17 protein-coding genes are annotated in these 18,007 nt (G+C 72.6%); 12 read left to right on the top strand and 5 right to left on the bottom strand.

Features of this window, described 5'->3' with window-relative positions; all coding sequences use genetic code 11:
• The first annotated feature begins 194 nt into the window (after positions 1-194).
• The 6 genes from hutH (at position 195) to ACZ4TR_RS34285 (ending at position 8,319) form a co-directional block, all read left to right on the top strand.
• Positions 195-1,721: a histidine ammonia-lyase gene (gene hutH, locus ACZ4TR_RS34310; RefSeq protein WP_465291909.1), complete on the top strand. Its 1,527-nt coding sequence runs from the start codon at positions 195-197 to the stop codon at positions 1,719-1,721.
• Between the two features lie 2 nt (positions 1,722-1,723).
• Complete coding sequence (gene hutU, locus ACZ4TR_RS34305) at positions 1,724-3,376, top strand: urocanate hydratase (RefSeq protein ID WP_364520767.1); 1,653 nt, start codon at positions 1,724-1,726, stop codon at positions 3,374-3,376.
• The gene (locus tag ACZ4TR_RS34300) at positions 3,373-4,569 is read left to right on the top strand and encodes an allantoate amidohydrolase (protein WP_465291907.1); all 1,197 of its coding nucleotides are present in this window, start codon (positions 3,373-3,375) and stop codon (positions 4,567-4,569) included. The genes hutU and ACZ4TR_RS34300 overlap by 4 nt, the downstream gene beginning before the upstream one ends.
• A complete protein-coding gene (locus ACZ4TR_RS34295; RefSeq protein WP_465291906.1) occupies positions 4,566-5,921 on the top strand; it encodes a formimidoylglutamate deiminase in 1,356 nt (451 codons plus the stop codon). Before ACZ4TR_RS34300 ends, ACZ4TR_RS34295 begins: the two co-directional genes overlap by 4 nt.
• On the top strand, positions 5,909-7,054 hold the full coding sequence (gene hutI, locus ACZ4TR_RS34290) for an imidazolonepropionase (RefSeq protein WP_465291904.1): 1,146 nt from the start codon (positions 5,909-5,911) through the stop codon (positions 7,052-7,054). The genes ACZ4TR_RS34295 and hutI overlap by 13 nt, the downstream gene beginning before the upstream one ends.
• A 107-nt stretch (positions 7,055-7,161) precedes the next feature.
• On the top strand, positions 7,162-8,319 hold the full coding sequence (locus ACZ4TR_RS34285) for an FAD-dependent oxidoreductase (RefSeq protein WP_465291902.1): 1,158 nt from the start codon (positions 7,162-7,164) through the stop codon (positions 8,317-8,319).
• Here the strand turns inward: ACZ4TR_RS34285 and ACZ4TR_RS34280 are convergent.
• Positions 8,303-8,503 carry a hypothetical protein gene (locus tag ACZ4TR_RS34280; protein WP_465291900.1) on the bottom strand — a complete coding sequence of 67 codons (201 nt, stop codon included), beginning with the start codon at positions 8,501-8,503 and terminating at the stop codon, positions 8,303-8,305. The genes ACZ4TR_RS34285 and ACZ4TR_RS34280 overlap by 17 nt on opposite strands.
• Before the next feature lie 364 nt (positions 8,504-8,867).
• On the opposite strand from ACZ4TR_RS34280, the gene ACZ4TR_RS34275 reads away from it, so the two are divergent.
• The gene (locus tag ACZ4TR_RS34275; protein ID WP_465291898.1) at positions 8,868-9,815 is read left to right on the top strand and encodes a cold-shock protein; all 948 of its coding nucleotides are present in this window, start codon (positions 8,868-8,870) and stop codon (positions 9,813-9,815) included.
• A gap of 149 nt (positions 9,816-9,964) precedes the next feature.
• On the opposite strand, the gene ACZ4TR_RS34270 is transcribed toward ACZ4TR_RS34275, so the two are convergent.
• Positions 9,965-11,383 (bottom strand): carbon-nitrogen hydrolase family protein, encoded by a 1,419-nt coding sequence (locus ACZ4TR_RS34270; RefSeq protein WP_465291896.1) that lies wholly within the window; start codon positions 11,381-11,383, stop codon positions 9,965-9,967.
• Between the two features lie 201 nt (positions 11,384-11,584).
• On the opposite strand from ACZ4TR_RS34270, the gene ACZ4TR_RS34265 reads away from it, so the two are divergent.
• Together ACZ4TR_RS34265 and ACZ4TR_RS34260 are read left to right on the top strand one after the other, a co-directional pair.
• Positions 11,585-12,709 (top strand): inorganic phosphate transporter, encoded by a 1,125-nt coding sequence (locus ACZ4TR_RS34265; protein WP_465291894.1) that lies wholly within the window; start codon positions 11,585-11,587, stop codon positions 12,707-12,709.
• An 8-nt stretch (positions 12,710-12,717) separates the two neighbouring features.
• On the top strand, positions 12,718-12,939 hold the full coding sequence (locus ACZ4TR_RS34260; RefSeq protein ID WP_465291892.1) for a hypothetical protein: 222 nt from the start codon (positions 12,718-12,720) through the stop codon (positions 12,937-12,939).
• On the opposite strand, the gene ACZ4TR_RS34255 is transcribed toward ACZ4TR_RS34260, so the two are convergent.
• Entirely contained in the window at positions 12,921-13,667 is a 747-nt protein-coding gene (locus tag ACZ4TR_RS34255) for a hypothetical protein (RefSeq protein WP_465291890.1), read from the bottom strand. The genes ACZ4TR_RS34260 and ACZ4TR_RS34255 overlap by 19 nt on opposite strands.
• The gene (locus ACZ4TR_RS34250; protein WP_086863938.1) at positions 13,664-13,873 is read right to left on the bottom strand and encodes a hypothetical protein; all 210 of its coding nucleotides are present in this window, start codon (positions 13,871-13,873) and stop codon (positions 13,664-13,666) included. The genes ACZ4TR_RS34255 and ACZ4TR_RS34250 overlap by 4 nt, the downstream gene beginning before the upstream one ends.
• A 26-nt stretch (positions 13,874-13,899) precedes the next feature.
• On the opposite strand from ACZ4TR_RS34250, the gene ACZ4TR_RS34245 reads away from it, so the two are divergent.
• Genes ACZ4TR_RS34245 through ACZ4TR_RS34235 form a run of 3 tightly spaced genes read left to right on the top strand, consistent with a single transcriptional unit; the run spans position 13,900 to position 16,893 of the window.
• Entirely contained in the window at positions 13,900-14,607 is a 708-nt protein-coding gene (locus ACZ4TR_RS34245; RefSeq protein ID WP_465291888.1) for a dienelactone hydrolase family protein, read from the top strand.
• 46 nt (positions 14,608-14,653) lie between these two features.
• Positions 14,654-16,222, top strand: a complete 1,569-nt coding sequence (locus tag ACZ4TR_RS34240) for a sensor histidine kinase (RefSeq protein ID WP_465291887.1) — start codon at positions 14,654-14,656, stop codon at positions 16,220-16,222.
• Positions 16,219-16,893 (top strand): response regulator transcription factor, encoded by a 675-nt coding sequence (locus tag ACZ4TR_RS34235; RefSeq protein ID WP_465291885.1) that lies wholly within the window; start codon positions 16,219-16,221, stop codon positions 16,891-16,893. The genes ACZ4TR_RS34240 and ACZ4TR_RS34235 overlap by 4 nt, the downstream gene beginning before the upstream one ends.
• Here ACZ4TR_RS34235 and ACZ4TR_RS34230 read toward each other — a convergent pair.
• A complete protein-coding gene (locus ACZ4TR_RS34230; protein ID WP_465291883.1) occupies positions 16,838-17,989 on the bottom strand; it encodes an FAD-dependent monooxygenase in 1,152 nt (383 codons plus the stop codon). The two genes, ACZ4TR_RS34235 and ACZ4TR_RS34230, sit on opposite strands and share 56 nt — an antisense overlap.
• Positions 17,990-18,007: the final 18 nt, after the last annotated feature.

The raw sequence follows: 18,007 nt of genomic DNA, 5'->3' as shown, positions 1-18,007 counted from the left end.
TTCCCCCCCCCCCCCAAGCACCCAAGTGGGGCGTTCGGTGCGTGGGACGCACCGAACGCCACATTGGGTGCGTCTGACGCACCCAAGGCCACATTGGGGCGCTCGGGGCCAGGGTAGCTCCGAAGTCTGGGATACCAGACAGAACCACTCGGTGGGGCACTCCACCAGCGGTTCCGAAGGGGTGCAATGAGCCCATGCCGGAAAAAGTGCTCTTGGGCCCGGAACCGCTGACCGCCGCCCAGGTCGTCGACGTCGTCCGCGGCCACGCGCCCGTCGGGCTCACGGACGCGGCCGAGAAGAACCTCGCCGCCACCCGCCAGCACATCGAGAACCTCGCCCACGCCGTCACGCCCACCTACGGCGTCTCGACCGGCTTCGGCGCGCTCGCCACCCGTCACATCCCCGTCGAAAGCCGGACCGCGCTGCAGCGCAGCCTGATCCGCTCGCACGCCGCCGGGGCCGGGCCCGCCGTCGAGACCGAGGTCGTGCGCGGCCTGATGCTGCTGCGCCTGCGGACTCTCGCCAGCGGCTACACCGGCGTCCGCCCGGGCACCGCGCAAACGCTTGCGGCCTTGCTCAACGCCGGCATCACCCCGATCGTCCACGAGTTCGGCTCCCTCGGCTGCTCCGGTGACCTCGCGCCCCTCGCCGCCGTCGCGCTCGCGATGATGGGTGAAGGCGAAGTCGTCCACAACGGCGTGACCAAACCGGCCGAAGAAGCGCTGAAGCAAGCCGGCATCGAGCCGGTCGTCCTCGCCGAGAAGGAGGGCCTCGCCCTCACCAACGGCACCGACGGCATGCTCGGCATGCTCCTGCTCGCCGCCGCCGACCTGCACCGGCTGTTCGACGTCGCGGACCTCACCGCCGCGATGAGCGTCGAGGCACTGCTCGGCACCGACCGCGCCTTCGCCGCCGACCTGCAGGCCCTGCGCCCGCACCCCGGCCAGGCGACGTCGGCCGCGAGGATGTGGCAGGCGCTGCAGGGCTCGAAGATCGTCGAGAGCCACCGCGGCCCGGACTGCAACCGCGTCCAGGACGCCTACTCGCTCCGCTGCGCCCCGCAGGTCCACGGCGCCGCGCGCGACAGCCTCGCGCACGCCGAACTCGTCGGCGAGCGCGAGCTGATGTCCGCTGTGGACAATCCGGTCGTCCTCGCCGACGGCCGGGTCGAGTCCAACGGCAACTTCCACGGCGCGCCCGTCGCGTACGTGCTGGACTTCCTGGCCATCCCGGTCGCCGACGTCGCCGGCATCGCCGAGCGCCGCACCGACCGGATGCTCGACAAGGCCCGCTCCCACGGCCTGCCGCCCTTCCTCGCCGACGACCCCGGCGTCGACTCCGGCCACATGATCGCGCAGTACACGCAGGCCGCGATCGTCAGCGAGCTCAAGCGGCTCGCCGTGCCCGCGTCCGTCGACTCGATCCCGAGCAGCGCCATGCAGGAGGACCACGTCTCCATGGGCTGGTCGGCCGCGCGGAAGCTGCGCAAGGCCGTCGACGGCCTGACCACCGTCCTGGCCATCGAGCTGCTGACGGCGGCCCGCGCGCTGGACTTCCGGGCGCCGCTCGAGCCGTCGCCGGTCACCGGCCGCGTCCGGGACCTGCTCCGCACGAAGGTCGCCGGTCCCGGCCCCGACCGGCACCTGGCGCCCGAGATCGCGGCCGCCGAAGAACTCGTCCGCTCCGGCGCCGTCCTCGACGCCGCCTGTCTGGAGGTCTGAGAATGTCCCGCGTAGTCCGTGCCGCCCGCGGCACCCAGCTCACCGCCAAGTCGTGGCAGACCGAAGCCGCGCTGCGGATGTTCCACAACAACCTCGACCCCGACGTCGCCGAGCGGCCCGAGGACCTCGTCGTCTACGGCGGCACCGGCAAGGCCGCCCGCAACTGGGCCAGCTTCGACGCGATCACCCGCGAACTGACCACTTTGGACGTCGACGAGACGCTGCTCGTGCAGTCCGGCAAGCCGGTCGGCGTGTTCCGCACGCACGAATGGGCGCCGCGCGTGCTCATCGCCAACTCGAACCTGGTCGGCGACTGGGCGACCTGGCCGGAGTTCCGCCGCCTCGAGCAGCAGGGCCTGACCATGTACGGCCAGATGACCGCGGGTTCGTGGATCTACATCGGCACCCAGGGCATCCTCCAGGGCACGTACGAGACGTTCGCCGCCGTCGCGAAGAAGAAGTTCGGCGGGTCCCTGAAGGGCACGCTCACCGTGACCGCCGGCCTCGGCGGCATGGGCGGCGCGCAGCCCCTCGCCGTCACCATGAACGACGGCGTCGCGCTCGTCATCGAGTGTGACCCGCAGCGCGCGCACCGCCGCGTCGAGACGCGCTACCTCGACGAGGTCGCCGACAACCTGGACGACGCGATCGCCCGGGTCACCAAGGCCAAGCAGGAGAAGCGGCCGCTGTCCGTGGGTGTCGTCGGCAACGCCGCCGAGGTGCTGCCGGAGCTGCTGCGCCGCGACGTCGAGGTCGACATCGTCACCGACCAGACGTCCGCGCACGACCCGCTTTCGTACCTGCCCAAGGGTGTCAGCGTCGAGGACTGGCACGACTACGCGGCCAAGAAGCCCGACGAGTTCACCGACCGCTCGCGCGAGTCGATGGCCGACCACGTCGACGCCATGCTCGGCTTCCTCGACAAGGGCGCCGAGGTGTTCGACTACGGCAACTCCCTGCGCGGCGAGGCGAAGCTCGGCGGCTGCGAGCGCGCGTTCGACTTCCCCGGCTTCGTGCCCGCCTACATCCGTCCGCTGTTCTGCGAGGGAAACGGCCCGTTCCGCTGGGCCGCGCTCTCGGGCGACCCCGAGGACATCGCCGCGACCGACCGCGCGATGCTGGAACTGTTCCCCGAGAACGAATCCCTCGCCCGCTGGATCAAGCTCGCCGGCGAACGCGTCGCGTTCCAGGGACTTCCGGCGCGGATTTGCTGGCTCGGCTACGGCGAACGCCACCTGGCCGGGCTGCGGTTCAACGAGATGGTCGCCAGCGGCGAGCTGAAGGCGCCGGTGGTCATCGGCCGTGACCACCTCGACTCCGGCAGCGTCGCCTCGCCGTACCGCGAGACCGAGGGCATGGCCGACGGCTCCGACGCGATCGCCGACTGGCCGCTGCTCAACGCCCTGGTCAACACGTCTTCGGGTGCGAGCTGGGTGTCGATCCACCACGGCGGCGGCGTCGGCATGGGCCGGTCCATCCACGCCGGGCAGGTCAGCGTCGCCGACGGGACGCCGCTGGCCGCGCAGAAGCTGGAGCGCGTGCTGACCAACGACCCCGGCATGGGCGTCATCCGGCACGTCGACGCCGGCTACGACCGCGCGGCCGAAGTCGCCGACGAGCGCGGGGTGCGCGTGCCGATGCGAGACAACGCGTGAGTGCTTCCGGTTTCCTCGCCGAGATCGGCGACGTCGGACGCGACCCGAAGCGCGGTGGCTATTCGCGGCACGCGTTCGACGGGCCGGAACAGGACCTGCGCGCGTGGTTCGTCGAGCGCGCGCTGGGCCTCGAACTCGATGTCGAGACCGACCGCAACGGCAACATCTGGGCCTGGTGGGGCACGCCGGGGCGGGGCGCCGTCGTCACCGGCAGCCACCTCGATTCGGTGCCCGGCGGGGGCGCGTTCGACGGCCCGCTCGGGGTCGCGAGCGCGCTGGCCGCCGTGGAAGCCTTGCGAGCCAAGGGGTTCCGGCCCCGCAAGCCGCTCGCGGTCGTGGTGTTCGCCGAGGAGGAGGGCGGCCGCTTCGGTGTCCCGTGCCTCGGCTCGCGGCTGCTCACCGGCACGATCGACGTCGACAAGGCGCGCGGCCTGCGGGACGCCGACGGGGTCACGTTCGCCGAGGCGGCCGCGAAGGCCGGCTTCGACCCCGCTCGAATGGGGCCGGACCCGGAGCGGCTCGACCGGATCGGCCGGTTCGTCGAACTGCACGTCGAGCAGGGGCGCGGGCTGATCGACCTCGGTGCGCCGGTCGCCGTCGGCAGCACGGTGATCGCGCACGGCCGGTGGCGGTTCTCCTTCGTCGGCCAGGGCAATCACGCCGGCGCGACGCTGCTGGCCGACCGTGCCGACCCGATGCTGCCCGCCGCCGCGACCGTCACCGCCGTCCGGCGGCTGGCCCGCGCGGTACCGGACGCGCGGGCGACCGTCGGCCGGCTCGTGCCGACCCCCGGTGGCACCAACGTCATCGCGTCCACTGTGGACCTGTGGCTGGACGCGCGGGTGCCGGGTTCGGGCACGCCCGGCCTGGTCGGTGAGATCAGCCGGGCCGCTGCCGCCGCCGCGGAGGAGGAGGGGTGCCGGGTCACCGTGACCCGGGAATCCTATTCGGACGACGTCGTGTTCGACGACGCCCTGCGCCGGGATCTCGGGGGCTGGCTCGGCGGGCCGCCGGAGCTGCCGACCGGCGCCGGCCACGACGCGGCCATCCTGGCGGGGTTCGTCCCGGCCGGGATGCTTTACGTGCGCAACCCGACCGGGATCAGCCACTCGCCGGAGGAGTTCGCCGAGGCCGGCGATGTCGAAGCCGGTGCCGCGGCGCTGGCCACGGTCCTGGAGCGGCTGGCGCGATGACCCTCGGCCCGCGGGGGCGCCCCCCGTTTCCAGCCTATCGCTCGGCACCGACAGTTTTCTGGTGCGAACAGGCCTGGCTGCCCGGCGGGATCGCCCGCGGAGTCCGGATCGAGGTCTCCGACGGGCGGATCGCCGCGGTCGTGCCGGACTCGCCACGCGCCGGAAACGTCCTGAGTGGACTGACGCTGCCCGGTTTCGCGAACGGCCACTCGCACGCGTTCCACCGGGCGCTGCGGGGCCGGACGCATCACGAGCGGGGCACGTTCTGGACGTGGCGCGAGCGGATGTACTCGCTGGCCGCGCGGCTCGACCCCGACACGTACTACCGGCTGGCGCGCGGGGTCTACGCCGAAATGGTCCTGGGCGGGTACACGAGCGTCGGCGAGTTCCACTATCTGCACCACGCGCCCGGCGGGAAGCCGTACGCCGACCCGAACGCGATGGGGGAGGCGCTGCGCCAGGCCGCGGCGGACGCCGGGATCCGCTTGACGCTCCTGGACACGTGTTACCTCGCGGGCGGCATTGGCGTCGAGCCGGACGAGGTCCAGCGGCGGTTTTCCGACGGCTCGGCCGACGCGTGGGCTTCGCGCGTGGCCGCGCTCGAGGAAGATGGCCTGTTCCGGGTCGGCGGCGCGATCCACTCGGTGCGCGCGGTCCCCGAAGACGAGCTGTCCGAAGTGGACAACGCCGTGCCGGAAGCCCGGCCGCTGCACATCCACCTGTCCGAGCAGCGAGCCGAGAACGAGCAGTGCGAAGCGGCCACCGGGTGGACCCCGACCGGGCTGCTGTGGGACAACGGCGTACTCGGCGAACGGCTCACCGTCGTCCACGCGACCCACCTCACCGACCGGGACGTGCGGTGGCTCGGCGAATTCCGGGTCGGGGCGTGCTTCTGCCCGACGACCGAACGCGACCTCGGCGACGGCATCGGCCCGGCCCGCGCGCTGCGCGACGCCGGGGTGCGGCTGAGCATCGGCAGTGACTCCAACGCCGTCGTCGACGCCTTCGAGGAGACGCGGGCGCTGGAACTGGACGACCGGCTGGCCAGCGAAGAGCGAGGCAGGTTCACCGCCGAAGAACTCCTCGAAGCGGGCACCGGCCACTCCGCCGTCGGCTGGCCCGAGGTCGGTGCGCTCGCCGTCGGCCGGGGCGCGGACTTCGTCACGGTCGGCCTGGACTCGGTCCGGACGGCCGGGATCGAGCCGTCCGGGGTCCTGTTCGCGGCGTCCGGCGCCGACGTCCGGCACGTCGTCGTCGCGGGCCGCGAGGTTGTGCGCGACGGCGTGCACCTGCTCATCGAACGACCGGAAACCGTGCTGGCGAAGGAGATCGAGGCGCTGTGGCAATCCTGATCACGGGCATCGGCGAGCTCACCACGAACGATCCCGAGCTGGGTCGCTTGACTGACGCGGCCCTGGTCGTCAACGACACGAAAGTCGCCTGGGTGGGGCCGGCGGCCAACGCGCCGGACGCGGACGAGCGCGTCGACGTCGGCGGCCGCGCGGTGCTGCCGGGCTGGGTCGACAGCCACACACACCTCGTCTTCGCCGGCGACCGCACCGCCGAGTTCGAGGCACGGATGGCCGGAAAGCCCTACACGGCCGGCGGAATCGCGATCACGGTCGGCGCGACGCGGGAGGCGTCCGACGAGCAGTTGGCAGCGAACCTGCGTCGCCACGTCGACGAAGCGGCCCGGCAAGGGACGACCTGCCTGGAAACCAAGACGGGCTACGGCCTGACGGTCGCGGACGAGGCCCGGAGCGCCCGGATCGCCGCGGAGGTGGCCGACGAGGTCACGTTCCTCGGCGCGCACCTCGTGCCCCCGGGTGCCGACGCGGAGTCCTATGTGGACCTGGTGTGCGGCGAGATGCTCGACGCCGTCGTGGGAAGTGTGCGCTGGGCGGACGTCTTCTGCGAGACCGGCGCGTTCGACGAGGCGCAGTCGTCGCGGGTCCTGAAGGCCGCGGCCGGACGCGGGCTCGGTCTGCGCGTGCACGGCAACCAGCTCGGCGAAGGCCCGGGCGTGCGGCTGGCGGTGGAGCTCGGCGCCGCGAGCGTCGACCACTGCACGTACCTTTCGGACGCCGACGTCGAGGCACTGGCCGCTTCCGGCACGGTGGCGACTTTGCTGCCGGCGTGCGACTTGTCGACCCGCCAGGCCTTGGCCCCGGCGCGCCGGCTGCTCGACGCCGGCGCGACCGTGGCGCTGGCAAGCAACGCCAACCCGGGCAGCTCGTACACGACGTCGATGGCGTTCTGCGTGGCGACGGCGGTGCTGCAGATGCGCATGACGATCGAGGAAGCGGTCTGGGCGGCGACGGCGGGCGGGGCGAAGGCGTTGCGCCGCGACGACGTCGGCGTGCTGCGGCCCGGCGCGCGGGCGGACGTCCACGTCCTCGACGCGCCGTCGGTTACGCACCTCGCCTACCGGCCGGGGGTGCCGCTCACGAAATCGGTGTGGCGCGCCGGAGTTCCGGTGCGCTAACGTCGGACGCGAGGACGCGCGAAGACACAGTCCGGTATGGGTTAGTCCGGGCGGCACCAGCAGGCTTACCTGTGCGTCCCTTCCTCGGAAGCGACGAAGGGACAGCTGTGTCTGTGATCATCATCGGTGCCGGTCTGGGCGGCCTGAGCCTCGCCCACGGGTTGCGCCGCGCCGGAATTCCGTGCCAGGTCTACGAACGCGACGAGTCGGCCGGTGCGCGGAAGCAGGGCTACCGGCTGCACATCGGCGGCGCCGGCGATGCGGCGCTGAGCGAGGTGCTGCCTCCGGAGCTGCACGAACTCTTCCGCGCCACCGCGGGCCGGGCGCTGCCGCACACGAACGTCTACGACGACCGGTTGCGGCTGCTGACCCGCCTGGAAGACGAGGGCAGGCACCTCAACATCAACCGCTTCACGCTGCGGCAGATCCTGCTGCACGGCCAGGAAGTCCGCTACGGCAAGCGATTCACGCACTACGAGACCGACGATGACGGCGTGACAGCGCATTTCGCCGACGGGACCGCCGCGCGCGGCAGCCTGCTGGTGGGCGCGGACGGGATCACCTCGCCGGTGCGGCGGCAGTACCTGCCGCACGCCCGGGTCGTCGACGCCGGGCTCGTGCACCTCTACGGCCGGATCCCGCTCACCCCGGAAACCCGGGCGCTGTTCGAACCCGAAATGTTCGCGGTGTTCTCCATGATGCTCGGCCCGGACCGCACGATGGCCGGCTTCGCACCCGTCGACTACCCCGAACCGGTCGCCGACGCGTGCGCACGGCTGGTGCCGGACCTGCGGCTGCGCGACGACCAGCCGTACATGACCTGCTCGGTCGGGGCCCGCTGGGAAGTCGTCGGCCACTCCGAGGCCGAACTCGCCGCGATGACCCCGGGCGACCTGCAGAAGGTCGCGCTCGGCCTGGTCGACGGCTGGCACCCCCTGGCCCGCGCGATGGTCGGGCACTGGGACGTCCCGGCGACGTTCCCGCAGCCGATCCGCACGAGCGTGCCGATCGGGCCGTGGGAACCGTCGCGCGTGACGCTGGTCGGTGACGCGATCCACGCGATGAGCCCGGCCGGCGGCGCGGGCGCCAACACCGCGTTGCGCGACGGTGCGGCCTTGGCGTCCGCGCTGGCCACGGCCCCGCTGCTCGAGGCCGTGGCGGCCTACGAAGCCGCGATGGTGGGCTACGGGTTCGCGGCCGTGCGGGAGTCCGCCGAAAACGGCCGCCGGTACCTCGGGCAGAACCCGCTCACAGCGGAAGCGTGAACGGCGTGCACGTCGGCGTGGAGGACGCGTCGAGCGCGTGCAAGATCAGGCCGGTGACGTTCGGGTCGACTGCCTGGCTGAGGTGGCCCGACGCATCGGACGGGCAGAAGTCCTGCAACACGGTGTCCGTCGCGCCCGGCTCGTTCAGGATGCCGCTCGTGTACGCCGGGCCGGCCACGTGCACGCCGCCGCGGTAGTTCGCGCCGAAGCCAGCGAGAAGACGCAGTAGTCCCGGGCGGCGATTTTCGGCGCGTGGAAGAACCAGTTGACGGTGTCGTTCGCGCCGAGGCCGTGCACGAGCACGACGGGTTCCGCGTGCGCGGCCGACGGACGGCAGCCCCAGTCGTTCCAGCCGCTGCCCGGCGCCGCTTCGGCGACCGCCGGAGCGACCGCGCCTAAGACCTGGTCTCAAAACTCGGCGTGTCGCTAGGTGAACCAACGGCCCGCCCGTGGCTCCGCACCGCCCGCCTGTGGGCCCGGCCCGACGGACCGGAGGTCGGTCAGGGAGACTGGGGGCCAGTGCCCGCCCTCTCGACCTGGAGCCTTTGATGCCGCAAGGGACCGTCCGTTGGTTCGACGCCGAACGGGGTTTCGGCTTCCTCGCGCCCGAGGACGACTCGCCGGACGTGTTCGTGCACGCCTCCGAGATCGTCGGGGACGGCGGCGCGAAAGTGCTCCGCGAGGGTCAGGCCGTCGTGTTCGAGGTCGGCGAGAACGACCGCGGGCCCCAGGCGCTGCGCGTTCGCGTCACCGCCGATGCGGCCACCGGCAGCGCCGTGGGCCTGCTCGGCACCGTCAACTGGTACGAGCCGGGCAAGGGGTACGGCTTCGCGTCGCCGGACGGCGGCGGCGCCGACATCTTCGTGCACAGCTCCGCCATCGTGACCGGCGGCGTGGTCACCGAGGGGCAGCGGGTGGCCTTCCTGATCGTCGAAGGCGAGCGCGGCCCGCAGGCCGGGCACGTGATCCCGCTGGGAGCAGGGGCCGGCTCACCCGCTGCGGCTGGTATCGCGGACGGTGCCGACGGCACGGTGGCCTGGTACGACGAGGACAAGGGCTTCGGCTTCATCAACCCCGACTCCGGCGCCGGGGACGTCTTCGTTCACGCCCGGGCCCTGGCCGAGGGGCTGACGTGGCTCGCGGAGGGCGACCGCGTCGCCTACGAGGTGGCCAGTGGAGACAAGGGCCCGCAGGCCCGCGACGTGCACCTGGTCCGGGGCGCCGAGCCCCAGACGGCGCCGCAGCGGTCGGCACCTGCCGCGGCCGCAGGGCCGGCGGCGCGGGACGTGCCCGTACGAGGCGGCGAGGGCGTCGTCGCGCGCTACGACGCTGACCGCGGCTTCGGCTTCATCACCCCGGACGCAGGCGGCGACGATCTCTTCGCCCACGCGTCCGTGATCATGGGGTCGGAGCCGCTGCAGAAGGGTGACCGGGTCCGGTACGCGGTGCGTCAGAGCGACCGGGGTCCGCAGGCCGACCGCATCGAACGCCTCTGAAGAGGCGGCCCCACCGCCGCCGCCAGCACGGTCAGGATTCGCTTGACACCACCGTTGGTGACCCGCATCCCGTTGCCTCCAGTTACCCGTCAGTACGTGACGCAGATCATGATCAGTCACATCTCGCTGGAGGCGAGCTGGAAGAACGCTCAGAGTTGCCCGGTGTTCGTTGTGACAGGTGACAACGACGGCTTGCGGGCGCCGACCACGATCCCGGCCATCGCGACCAGGCCGCAGAGCCACGCGAACCAGTCGCCGAAGCGGGCGTAGAGGGTCTTGCCCGGCCCGACCGGGACGTCGGCGACGACCACCGTGAACGGGCGGCCGCCGGTGTGGGCGTCGGCCAGGACGTGGCCCCGCGCATCCGCGAGCATCGGTGTGCCGCGCGCCGCGCTCCACGCCACCGAGAAGCCGTTCTCGACGCCGCGGACCAGGGCGGTGCGGCTGTGCTCCCAGCCGTCGACGTCCTCGTCGGACGCCGGGATGAGGACCAGGCCCGTGCCGGCTTGGCCGTACTCGCCGCCGGGGTCGGCGAAGTTGACGTCCATGCACACCATGAGCCCGATCCCGGCGAGGTGCGCGAGTGCGGTGCCGGACGCGATGTTCGGCGAATCCCCGTTGTGCCACTTGTGGTATTCGACCGGAGCGCCGGACGGCGGCACGGCGAGAGCGGCGTTGAACCGGCCTTCGGGGGTGGTGTCGAGGACGCCGGTGACGACGTCGAGATTGCGCACCCGGGCGACTTCCGTGAAGGCCTCGACGAGCCGGGGACGACTGGCCTGGTCCACCGCGAAGGCCGCTTCCGGCAGCACGACGGCCTGGACGCCGTCCGGCAGCCGGCGGATCTGGTCCACATAGGACTGGATGAGCGCCTGACCGTCCGGGGTGGCGACGTCGACCGCCCAGCGGCTCTGTCCCGGCGCGACCAGGGCGATCCGCGTCGACGGCCCGGTGGCCGCCGGAACGCTCCAGAAGACGAGCGCGCCCAGCGCGGCGGCCACGGCGACCAGCCCGGTCAAGCGGGACCGGGCGCGTACGCCGGGGGCGAGCGCGGCGGCGACGGCGGCCGGGACGAACAGCACCAGGAACTCCACGCCCCAGCCGCCGGTGACCGCGGCGAGCCGCAGGACGTCCGGCCGGTCGGCCTGGGTGGTCATCAAGGTGCCCATGAGCCCGGTCGGGTTGAGCAGGGAAACGCCGTAGAGCGCGACGGTCCACAACGCGGGGGCGGCCAACGCCGCCAGAAAGCCGTGGCCGCGGCGGACCAGCAGCCGGAACAGCCCGGCGGCCAGCGCGAACAGGAGCGCGCTGCCGCCGAGGATCGCGATCGCCGCGGGGCGCGGGACCGCCAGCGAGTGCCAGAAGTAGCTCCAGGTGCCGGCGCTGCCCGCGAGGTAGGCGATGAACGCGCAGCCGAACGCGGCCGCGCCGGGGACGCGGGGCGCGAGCAGCAGGATCGGCAGTGGGGCCGGCCATGCGAGTTCGGGCACGGGATCCAGGCCCGTGCCGAAGAAGAACAACACGGCCGACGCCACCGTCGCGACGACCGCCCACCCCAGCTTGTTCATCACTGCCCCTTTCGTCCGGCATCGACCGTCGCAGGTGAAGCGGGCGAGGGCACTGGGCCGGACCACCGGGTTCCGGGTGGGGCTGTCCCCACCCCGGTTCATCGGAAGTTCAGGGAGCCGTCACGCGCCAGGGATCGGAGCGGGTCCTGGTGATCAGTAGCGTTGCCAACGAACAGCCTCCGGCTTCGGAAGAGGGCCGCCATGGACTTCTCGCTCATCGTGCTGGTGGTGATCGTCGCGGCGCTGGCCTTCGACTTCACCAACGGCTTCCACGACACGGCCAACGCGATGGCCACGTCCATCGCCACCGGCGCCCTGAAACCGCGGGTCGCGGTCGCCGTGTCCGCCGTGCTGAACCTCGTCGGCGCGTTCCTCTCGATCGAAGTCGCGAAGACGATCTCCGGCGGCATCGTCGACGACACGAAGGTGACCCCGGTGATCATCTTCGCCGGGCTGGTCGGGGCCATCGTGTGGAACCTGGTGACCTGGCTGATCGGGCTGCCGTCGAGCTCGTCGCACGCGCTGTTCGGCGGGCTCATCGGCGCGACCTGGATCGCGTCCGGCTCGGACGCCGTCCACTTCGGGAAGGTCGTCGAGAAGGTGCTGATCCCCGCGCTCGCCTCGCCGGTCGTCGCCGGGATCGTCGCGACGCTCGGCACCTTCCTCGTCTACCGGATCACCGCCCGCGCGAAGCAGGGCACGGTGGGCCGAACCTTCAAGGCCGGTCAGATCGCTTCGGCGTCGCTGGTGTCGCTCGCGCACGGCACGAACGACGCGCAGAAGACGATGGGCGTCATCACGCTGACGCTGATCGCGTCCGGCTCGCTCGCGCCGAACTCGGGTCCGCCGCTCTGGGTGATCCTGACCGCGGGCACCGCGATCGCGCTCGGTACCTACCTCGGTGGCTGGCGGATCATCCGGACGATGGGCAAGAAGCTCACGGAAATCCAGACGCCGCAGGGCTTCGCGGCCGAGACGAGCGCCGCGGCGGTCATCCTGACCTCGGCGCACCTCGGGTTCGCGCTGTCCACCACGCACGTCTGCTCGGGCGGCATCATCGGCTCCGGTCTCGGCCGCAAGCTCGCCGAAGTCCGCTGGGGCGTCGCGGGCAAGATGGTCGTGGCCTGGGCGCTGACGCTGCCCGCCGCCGCGATCGTCGGCGCGGTCGCCGCCGAGGTGTCGACGCTCGGGACGTGGGGCACCGTGCTGATCGGCCTCGCCGGGGTCGTCGTCGCGGTGGGCATCTACCTCGCGTCGAAGCGGAACCCGATCAACGCGAACACCGTCAACGAGTCCGAGCCGGTCGCTCAGCCGGCCAACGCCTGAGGAGCGCCGTGCACATCGATTGGGGTTCCCTCGGTCTTGTCTTCGTCGTCGCGCTCGCTTCGGTGGTCGTGCTGACGAGCCTCTTCTCCTTCGCGGTGGTGGGGCTCTCCCAGCGCGAGGCGGCCCGCGAAGCGGGTGGCTCGGGCACCGGCCCGCTGGCCGGGGCGGTCCTCTGCTTCGCGCTGTGCCTGGCGATCGTCGGTTACGGGATCTACCTGATCGTCGCCTGAGCGCGTTCCCGGAAGCCGTCCGGGAGCCCGCCGAGCAGGGGCTTGAGCGTCTCGCGGCGGGCGTCGCCCAGGTGGTTCAGCAGGTCGAGCGCCGGGGTCCACAGGTCTTCGTCGGCCCCGGCGGTGGTGATCAGCCGGCCGAGCCGGTGGGCCGGGAGCAGGCCGACGACGTGGTCGATGCGGTTCTTGTCGTCGAGCACGAACGCGATCCGCAGCAGGCCGGGGTCGTCGATCTCCTCGAGGGCCCGCCGCACGGTCGGGTCCGGCAGGTGCCCGACGAACCGGCCGAGGGTGATCCAGTCTTCCTTGCGCGCCAGCTCGGCCGCCACCGCGAGCACGGTTTCCAGGGGGATGCGCGAGATGATCGCGCTCGCCCGCCGCGGGTCGAGCTCGGCCGCGACCTCGGCGAGGAACCGCGGGTGCAGCCGCTTGGCGACGTCGACGCCGCGCGCGACGTCGACCACCCCGGCGATGCGGGCGCAGAGCAGCGGGCCGAACACCTTCTCGGCGATCTTGGCGAGCACCCCGCCGGGCAGCAGCCGCGCGGCCAGGGCCATCCGCTGCAGCACGGCGCCGTTCGCGTCGAACAGCGTGTCGGTGACCTGCACGCGGAACGCCTGCAGGTCGTCGGCGTCGACGCGGGCGAGGTACTCGAGCCGGGCGGGCTCGACACCCAGGACCCGGGCGAGTTTGAGGATCTCCGCTTCGGACTCGTAGCTCGCGGTCACAGCCCGACCGCCTTCCGGACCGCTCCGCGCAGCAACGCGGGGACGTACCGGAGGCCCTCTTCGCCCGCTTCGGCGAGCGCTTTCGCCTGCCGCCTGCGCGCGTCGCGCAGTGCGTCGGCGAGGTCCTGCCGCTCGTGCTCTTCGAGGGCCTCGATGCCTTCGGGGAGGTAGCCGCCCAACTGCTCGGCGAGTGTGCGCTCGGCCATGGTGGATCATGATGCATCATGCGGACATGACCATCGAGACGTCCACGGTCCGTGTCGGCGACCTCTCCGCCCACCTGGCTCGCCCGGCCGGCGGCTCTGGGCAGGGGATGCTGCTCCTGCCGATGATCACCGGCATCGGCGAGCAGGTGCGGGCCTGGGCCGGCGAGCTGGCCGAGCGCGGCATCACGACGTTGACCTGGGACGTCTTCCACGGCGCGAGCACCGACAACACCTCTCGCGAGGACCTCGGCGCGAAGCTGGGCGAACTGCGTGACGAGCCGGCTTTGGCGGAGCAGACGGTCTTGCTCGACCACCTGCTCGGCGACCTCGGCTGCACGTCGGCCGGGGTCATGGGCTGGTGCCTCGGCGGCCGGTTCGCGCTCCTGCTCGCCGCTCGCGACCAGCGGCTTTCCGGCGTCGTCGCGTACCACCCGACGGTCCGCGAGCCGGCGCCGCCGAACCACGACCTCGACACGGTCGCTTTGTCGACACGGATCACCGCGCCGGTGCTCGTCGCCTACCCGGAGGCCGACACCGTCGTCTCGCACGAGACCTTCGCCCGCCTGCAGACGGCATTGCAGTCCCGGTCGGGCGGCGCGACGTTCACCCAGCACTTCCCGGGCGCCGAGCACGGCTTCAGCGACTCCTCGCGGCACGGCACCACGGTCAACGCCGACGCGTACGCGCTGTCCTGGCCGCAGACGCTGGCCTTCATCGACACGCTGAAGGGTTGACTTTCGGCAGTGGTCGCCCGCCCGCGCGGCTTGTAGCTTCGTTCCTGTGCGGGAGGTGACGAAGCGCAGGTGGCGCGTGGTGCTGGACGTGCTCCTCGGGCTGTTCCTGGCTTTCACCGTGGTCGCCGGCACGGTCGAGACGCGGTCGTGGTGGGAGCTGGCCGGCGGCCTCGCCGTGGTCGCGGGCTCGGTGGCGACGGCTCGGCGGTACCCCGGCGTCTCGCTCGGCATCGCGCTGGCCGGAACGCTCGCCGTCCCGTTTCCCTACGGCGACCGCGTCCCGGTGTGGACGGTGTTCGTGCTGGTGGCGATGAGCTACCAGGCCGCGCTTCGGATGGAACGGGCCCGCCCCGCTGCGGTGATCGGTGGAGCCATCGCGCTGCTGGGCATCCCGGTGTCGCTGCTCGTAGCGCCCGACGGCCTCGGCGACTGGGGATCGATGATGGCGATCCTCGTGTTCGCGGGGCTGTCGCCGTGGCTGCTCGGCCGGTACGTCCGGGTGCGCGGTGAGCTCGCGCGCACCGGCTGGCGCCGGGCCGAGGAGATGGAAAGCAGGCAGCGCCTGGTCGCCGACCAGGCCCGGCTGCGCGAACGGGCGCGGATCGCCAGCGACATGCACGACTCGCTGGGGCACGAGCTGAGCCTGATCGCGGTCCGCGCGGCGGCGCTGGAGGTCGCGAGCGGGCTCGACGACGACCGGCGTGACGCGGCCACGCAGCTGCGGACCAGCGCCGCGGCGGCCACCGAACGGCTGCGCGAGATCATCGGTGTCCTGCGTGAGGACGCCGCGCCGGTCGAGCCGGTGCAGGGCGACCTCGGCGAGCTGATCGCGCGGGCCCGGGAGTCGGGGTTGCTCATCGACGCAGAAGTGGACAGTTCGCCTGCGCCGCCGATGGTGGCTCGCGCGGCGTACCGCGTGGTGCAGGAAGCCCTGACCAACGTGGCGAAGCACGCGCCCGGTGCCGCGGTGACCGTGCGGGTGACGAATACCGGTTCGCGGACTTCGGTGAGTGTCGTGAACGCGCCGCGGCCCGCCGGCCCGCTGCCTGGGGCCGTGTCCGGCCACCTCGGGCTGATCGGGCTGCGCGAGCGCGTCCGGCTCGTCGGCGGGACGCTGAGCGCGGGGCCGCGTGAGGGCGGGTTCGCCGTGATCGCGGAGCTGCCGCACGGCGCCGCGCCGGTCGAGGAGACCCCGGAACGGCGGGAGGCGGCCGACGACGCCGTCGGGCAGTCGACGTCGGCCCGGGCGCTGGAGCTGGCCCGGCGCGACGTGCGGCGCAGCCTGATCCAGGCGGTCACCATCCCGGTCGCGTTGTTCGGCGTGCTCCTCGCGGTCAGCGGGATCGCGTTCCTCTACCAGTGGAATGGCTCGGAGCTGCCCGGTGGCGCCTACGAGCGGATGCGGGCCGGGCAGTCGCGAGCCGAGCTGAACCTGCCGGAACGCCAGCGCGCGGCGCGTCCGGTGCGGGGCGAGCCGCCACCGGTGCCCGGCGCCGTGTGCGAGTACTACGGTGCCGGGAGATCGTGGCTGAACGACGACTACGCGGCCTACCGGCTGTGCTTCGCCGACGGGAAGCTCGTTTCGAAGGACTGGTTCGCCGAGGGGGATTCGTGATCAGGGTCGTGCTGGCCGACGACGAGGCGCTGATGCGGGCGGGGGTCGCGGCGATCCTCGGCGCGGACCCGGGGATCGAGGTCGTCGCCGAGGCCGGGGACGGGCGTGCGGCCGTGTCCCAGGCGCTCGCGACGCACCCGGACGTCGTGCTGCTGGACATCCGGATGCCCGGGATGGACGGGCTGGGCGCGGCCGCGGAGATCCGGCGGCTGCTGCCGTCGACAGGGGTCATCATGCTGACGACCTTCGGCGAGGACGAGTACATCGAGCGCGCGCTGGGGCTCGGCGCGGGCGGGTTCCTGCTGAAGTCGGGTGACCCGCGCGAGCTGCTGGCGGGCATCCACGCCGTCGCCGACGGGGCCGCGTTCCTCTCGCCGAAGGTGGCTCAGCGGGTGATCGCGCGGCTGTCGGGCGGCCGGCTTTCCCGGGCCGCGGCGGCGCGTTCCAAGGTGGCCGCGTTGACCCCGCGCGAGCGGGAAGTGCTGGCGCTGGTGGGATCCGGGCTGTCCAATGCGGACATCGCGGCGAAGATGTTCGTCGTCGAGGGCACGGTGAAGGCCCACGTGAGCACGATCCTGACCCGGCTCGGGGCGAAGAACCGGGTGCAGGCGGCGATCACGGCGTACGAGGCGGGACTGGCCGGGGGAGACGAGGCGGCCGCCAGCCGCTGATCGAGGCGCCGGCGCGGGCCGTCAGCTTCGTGGGGACGAGCCGCAGCAGGTTCATGCGCAGGGCCGTGAGCACCGTGCTGGTCACCTGCGGCCCGGCCTTGCCCGCCCGGACCGACGCGCGCGCGACCCGCTGGCTGCGCGGGCGCCGCTGCGCGTCGTAGGCGGCGAGGGCGGCATCGACATCGTCCATTGCGGACACGCTGTGGGCCAGCACGACGGCGTCTTCGAGGGCCTGGCAGCCGCCCTGGCCGAGGAACGGCGGCATCGCGTGCGCGGCGTCGCCGAGGAAGGCGACCCGGCCGCGGACGTAGGTTTCCAGGGGTGCGGCCAGGTGCTGGAGGTCGTGGTACAGCAGGGCTTCCGGCGGCGTCGCGTCGATGAGCGCCGGGATCGGGTCGTGCCAGTCGCCGAAGTGCTCCTTCAGGTAGGCCTTGAGGTCGGCCGGGCGGGCGCCGGGCTCGGTGACCGAGGAGGCGAACCAATAGACGTCACCGCCGGTCAGCGGGAGCACGCCGACCTCGGTGCCGGGGGCGAAGGTGGTGCTCAGCCCGGGGATCGTCGTCGGCCGGGCGACGCCGCGAAACGCCGAGCTGCCGCTGTAGATCGGCCCGGGGTGGTGCGGGAAGAGCGCGCGCCGGATCGGGCTGTGGATGCCGTCGGCGGCGACCACGAGGTCGGCCCGGAGTTCGCCGCCGGCGAAGCGGACGACGCCGTCTTCGGTCACTTCAGTGACTTCGGTGCCGGTCCGCAGGCAGCCGGAGGGGAGGGCGTCGCGCAGGCCGGCGATGAGATCGGCCCGGTGGATGCCGGCGAGCGGGCGCCCGTGAATGCGCTGAAAGCCGGCCGCGTCCCACCGGGCGACCCACCGGCCGCGGCGGTCGCGGAGGCCGCCCTGGTCCTGGGCGGCCAGGTGCTCGCCGAGGTCGACGCCGAGTTCGTCCAGGCAGCGCAGGGCGTTCGGCCAGAGCGAGATGCCGGCGCCGACGTCGCCGAACTCGGGCGCGCGTTCGAGGACGGTGACTGTCCAGCCCGCCCGGTGCAGCCCGATCGCGGCCCCCAGGCCTCCGATGCCGCCGCCGGCCACCACTGCTCGCATGAGTCCTCCTCTACACCT

It is taken from the genome of Amycolatopsis sp. NPDC028719 (assembly GCF_055565395.1).
This window is presented reverse-complemented; position numbering and strand designations above follow the sequence as displayed.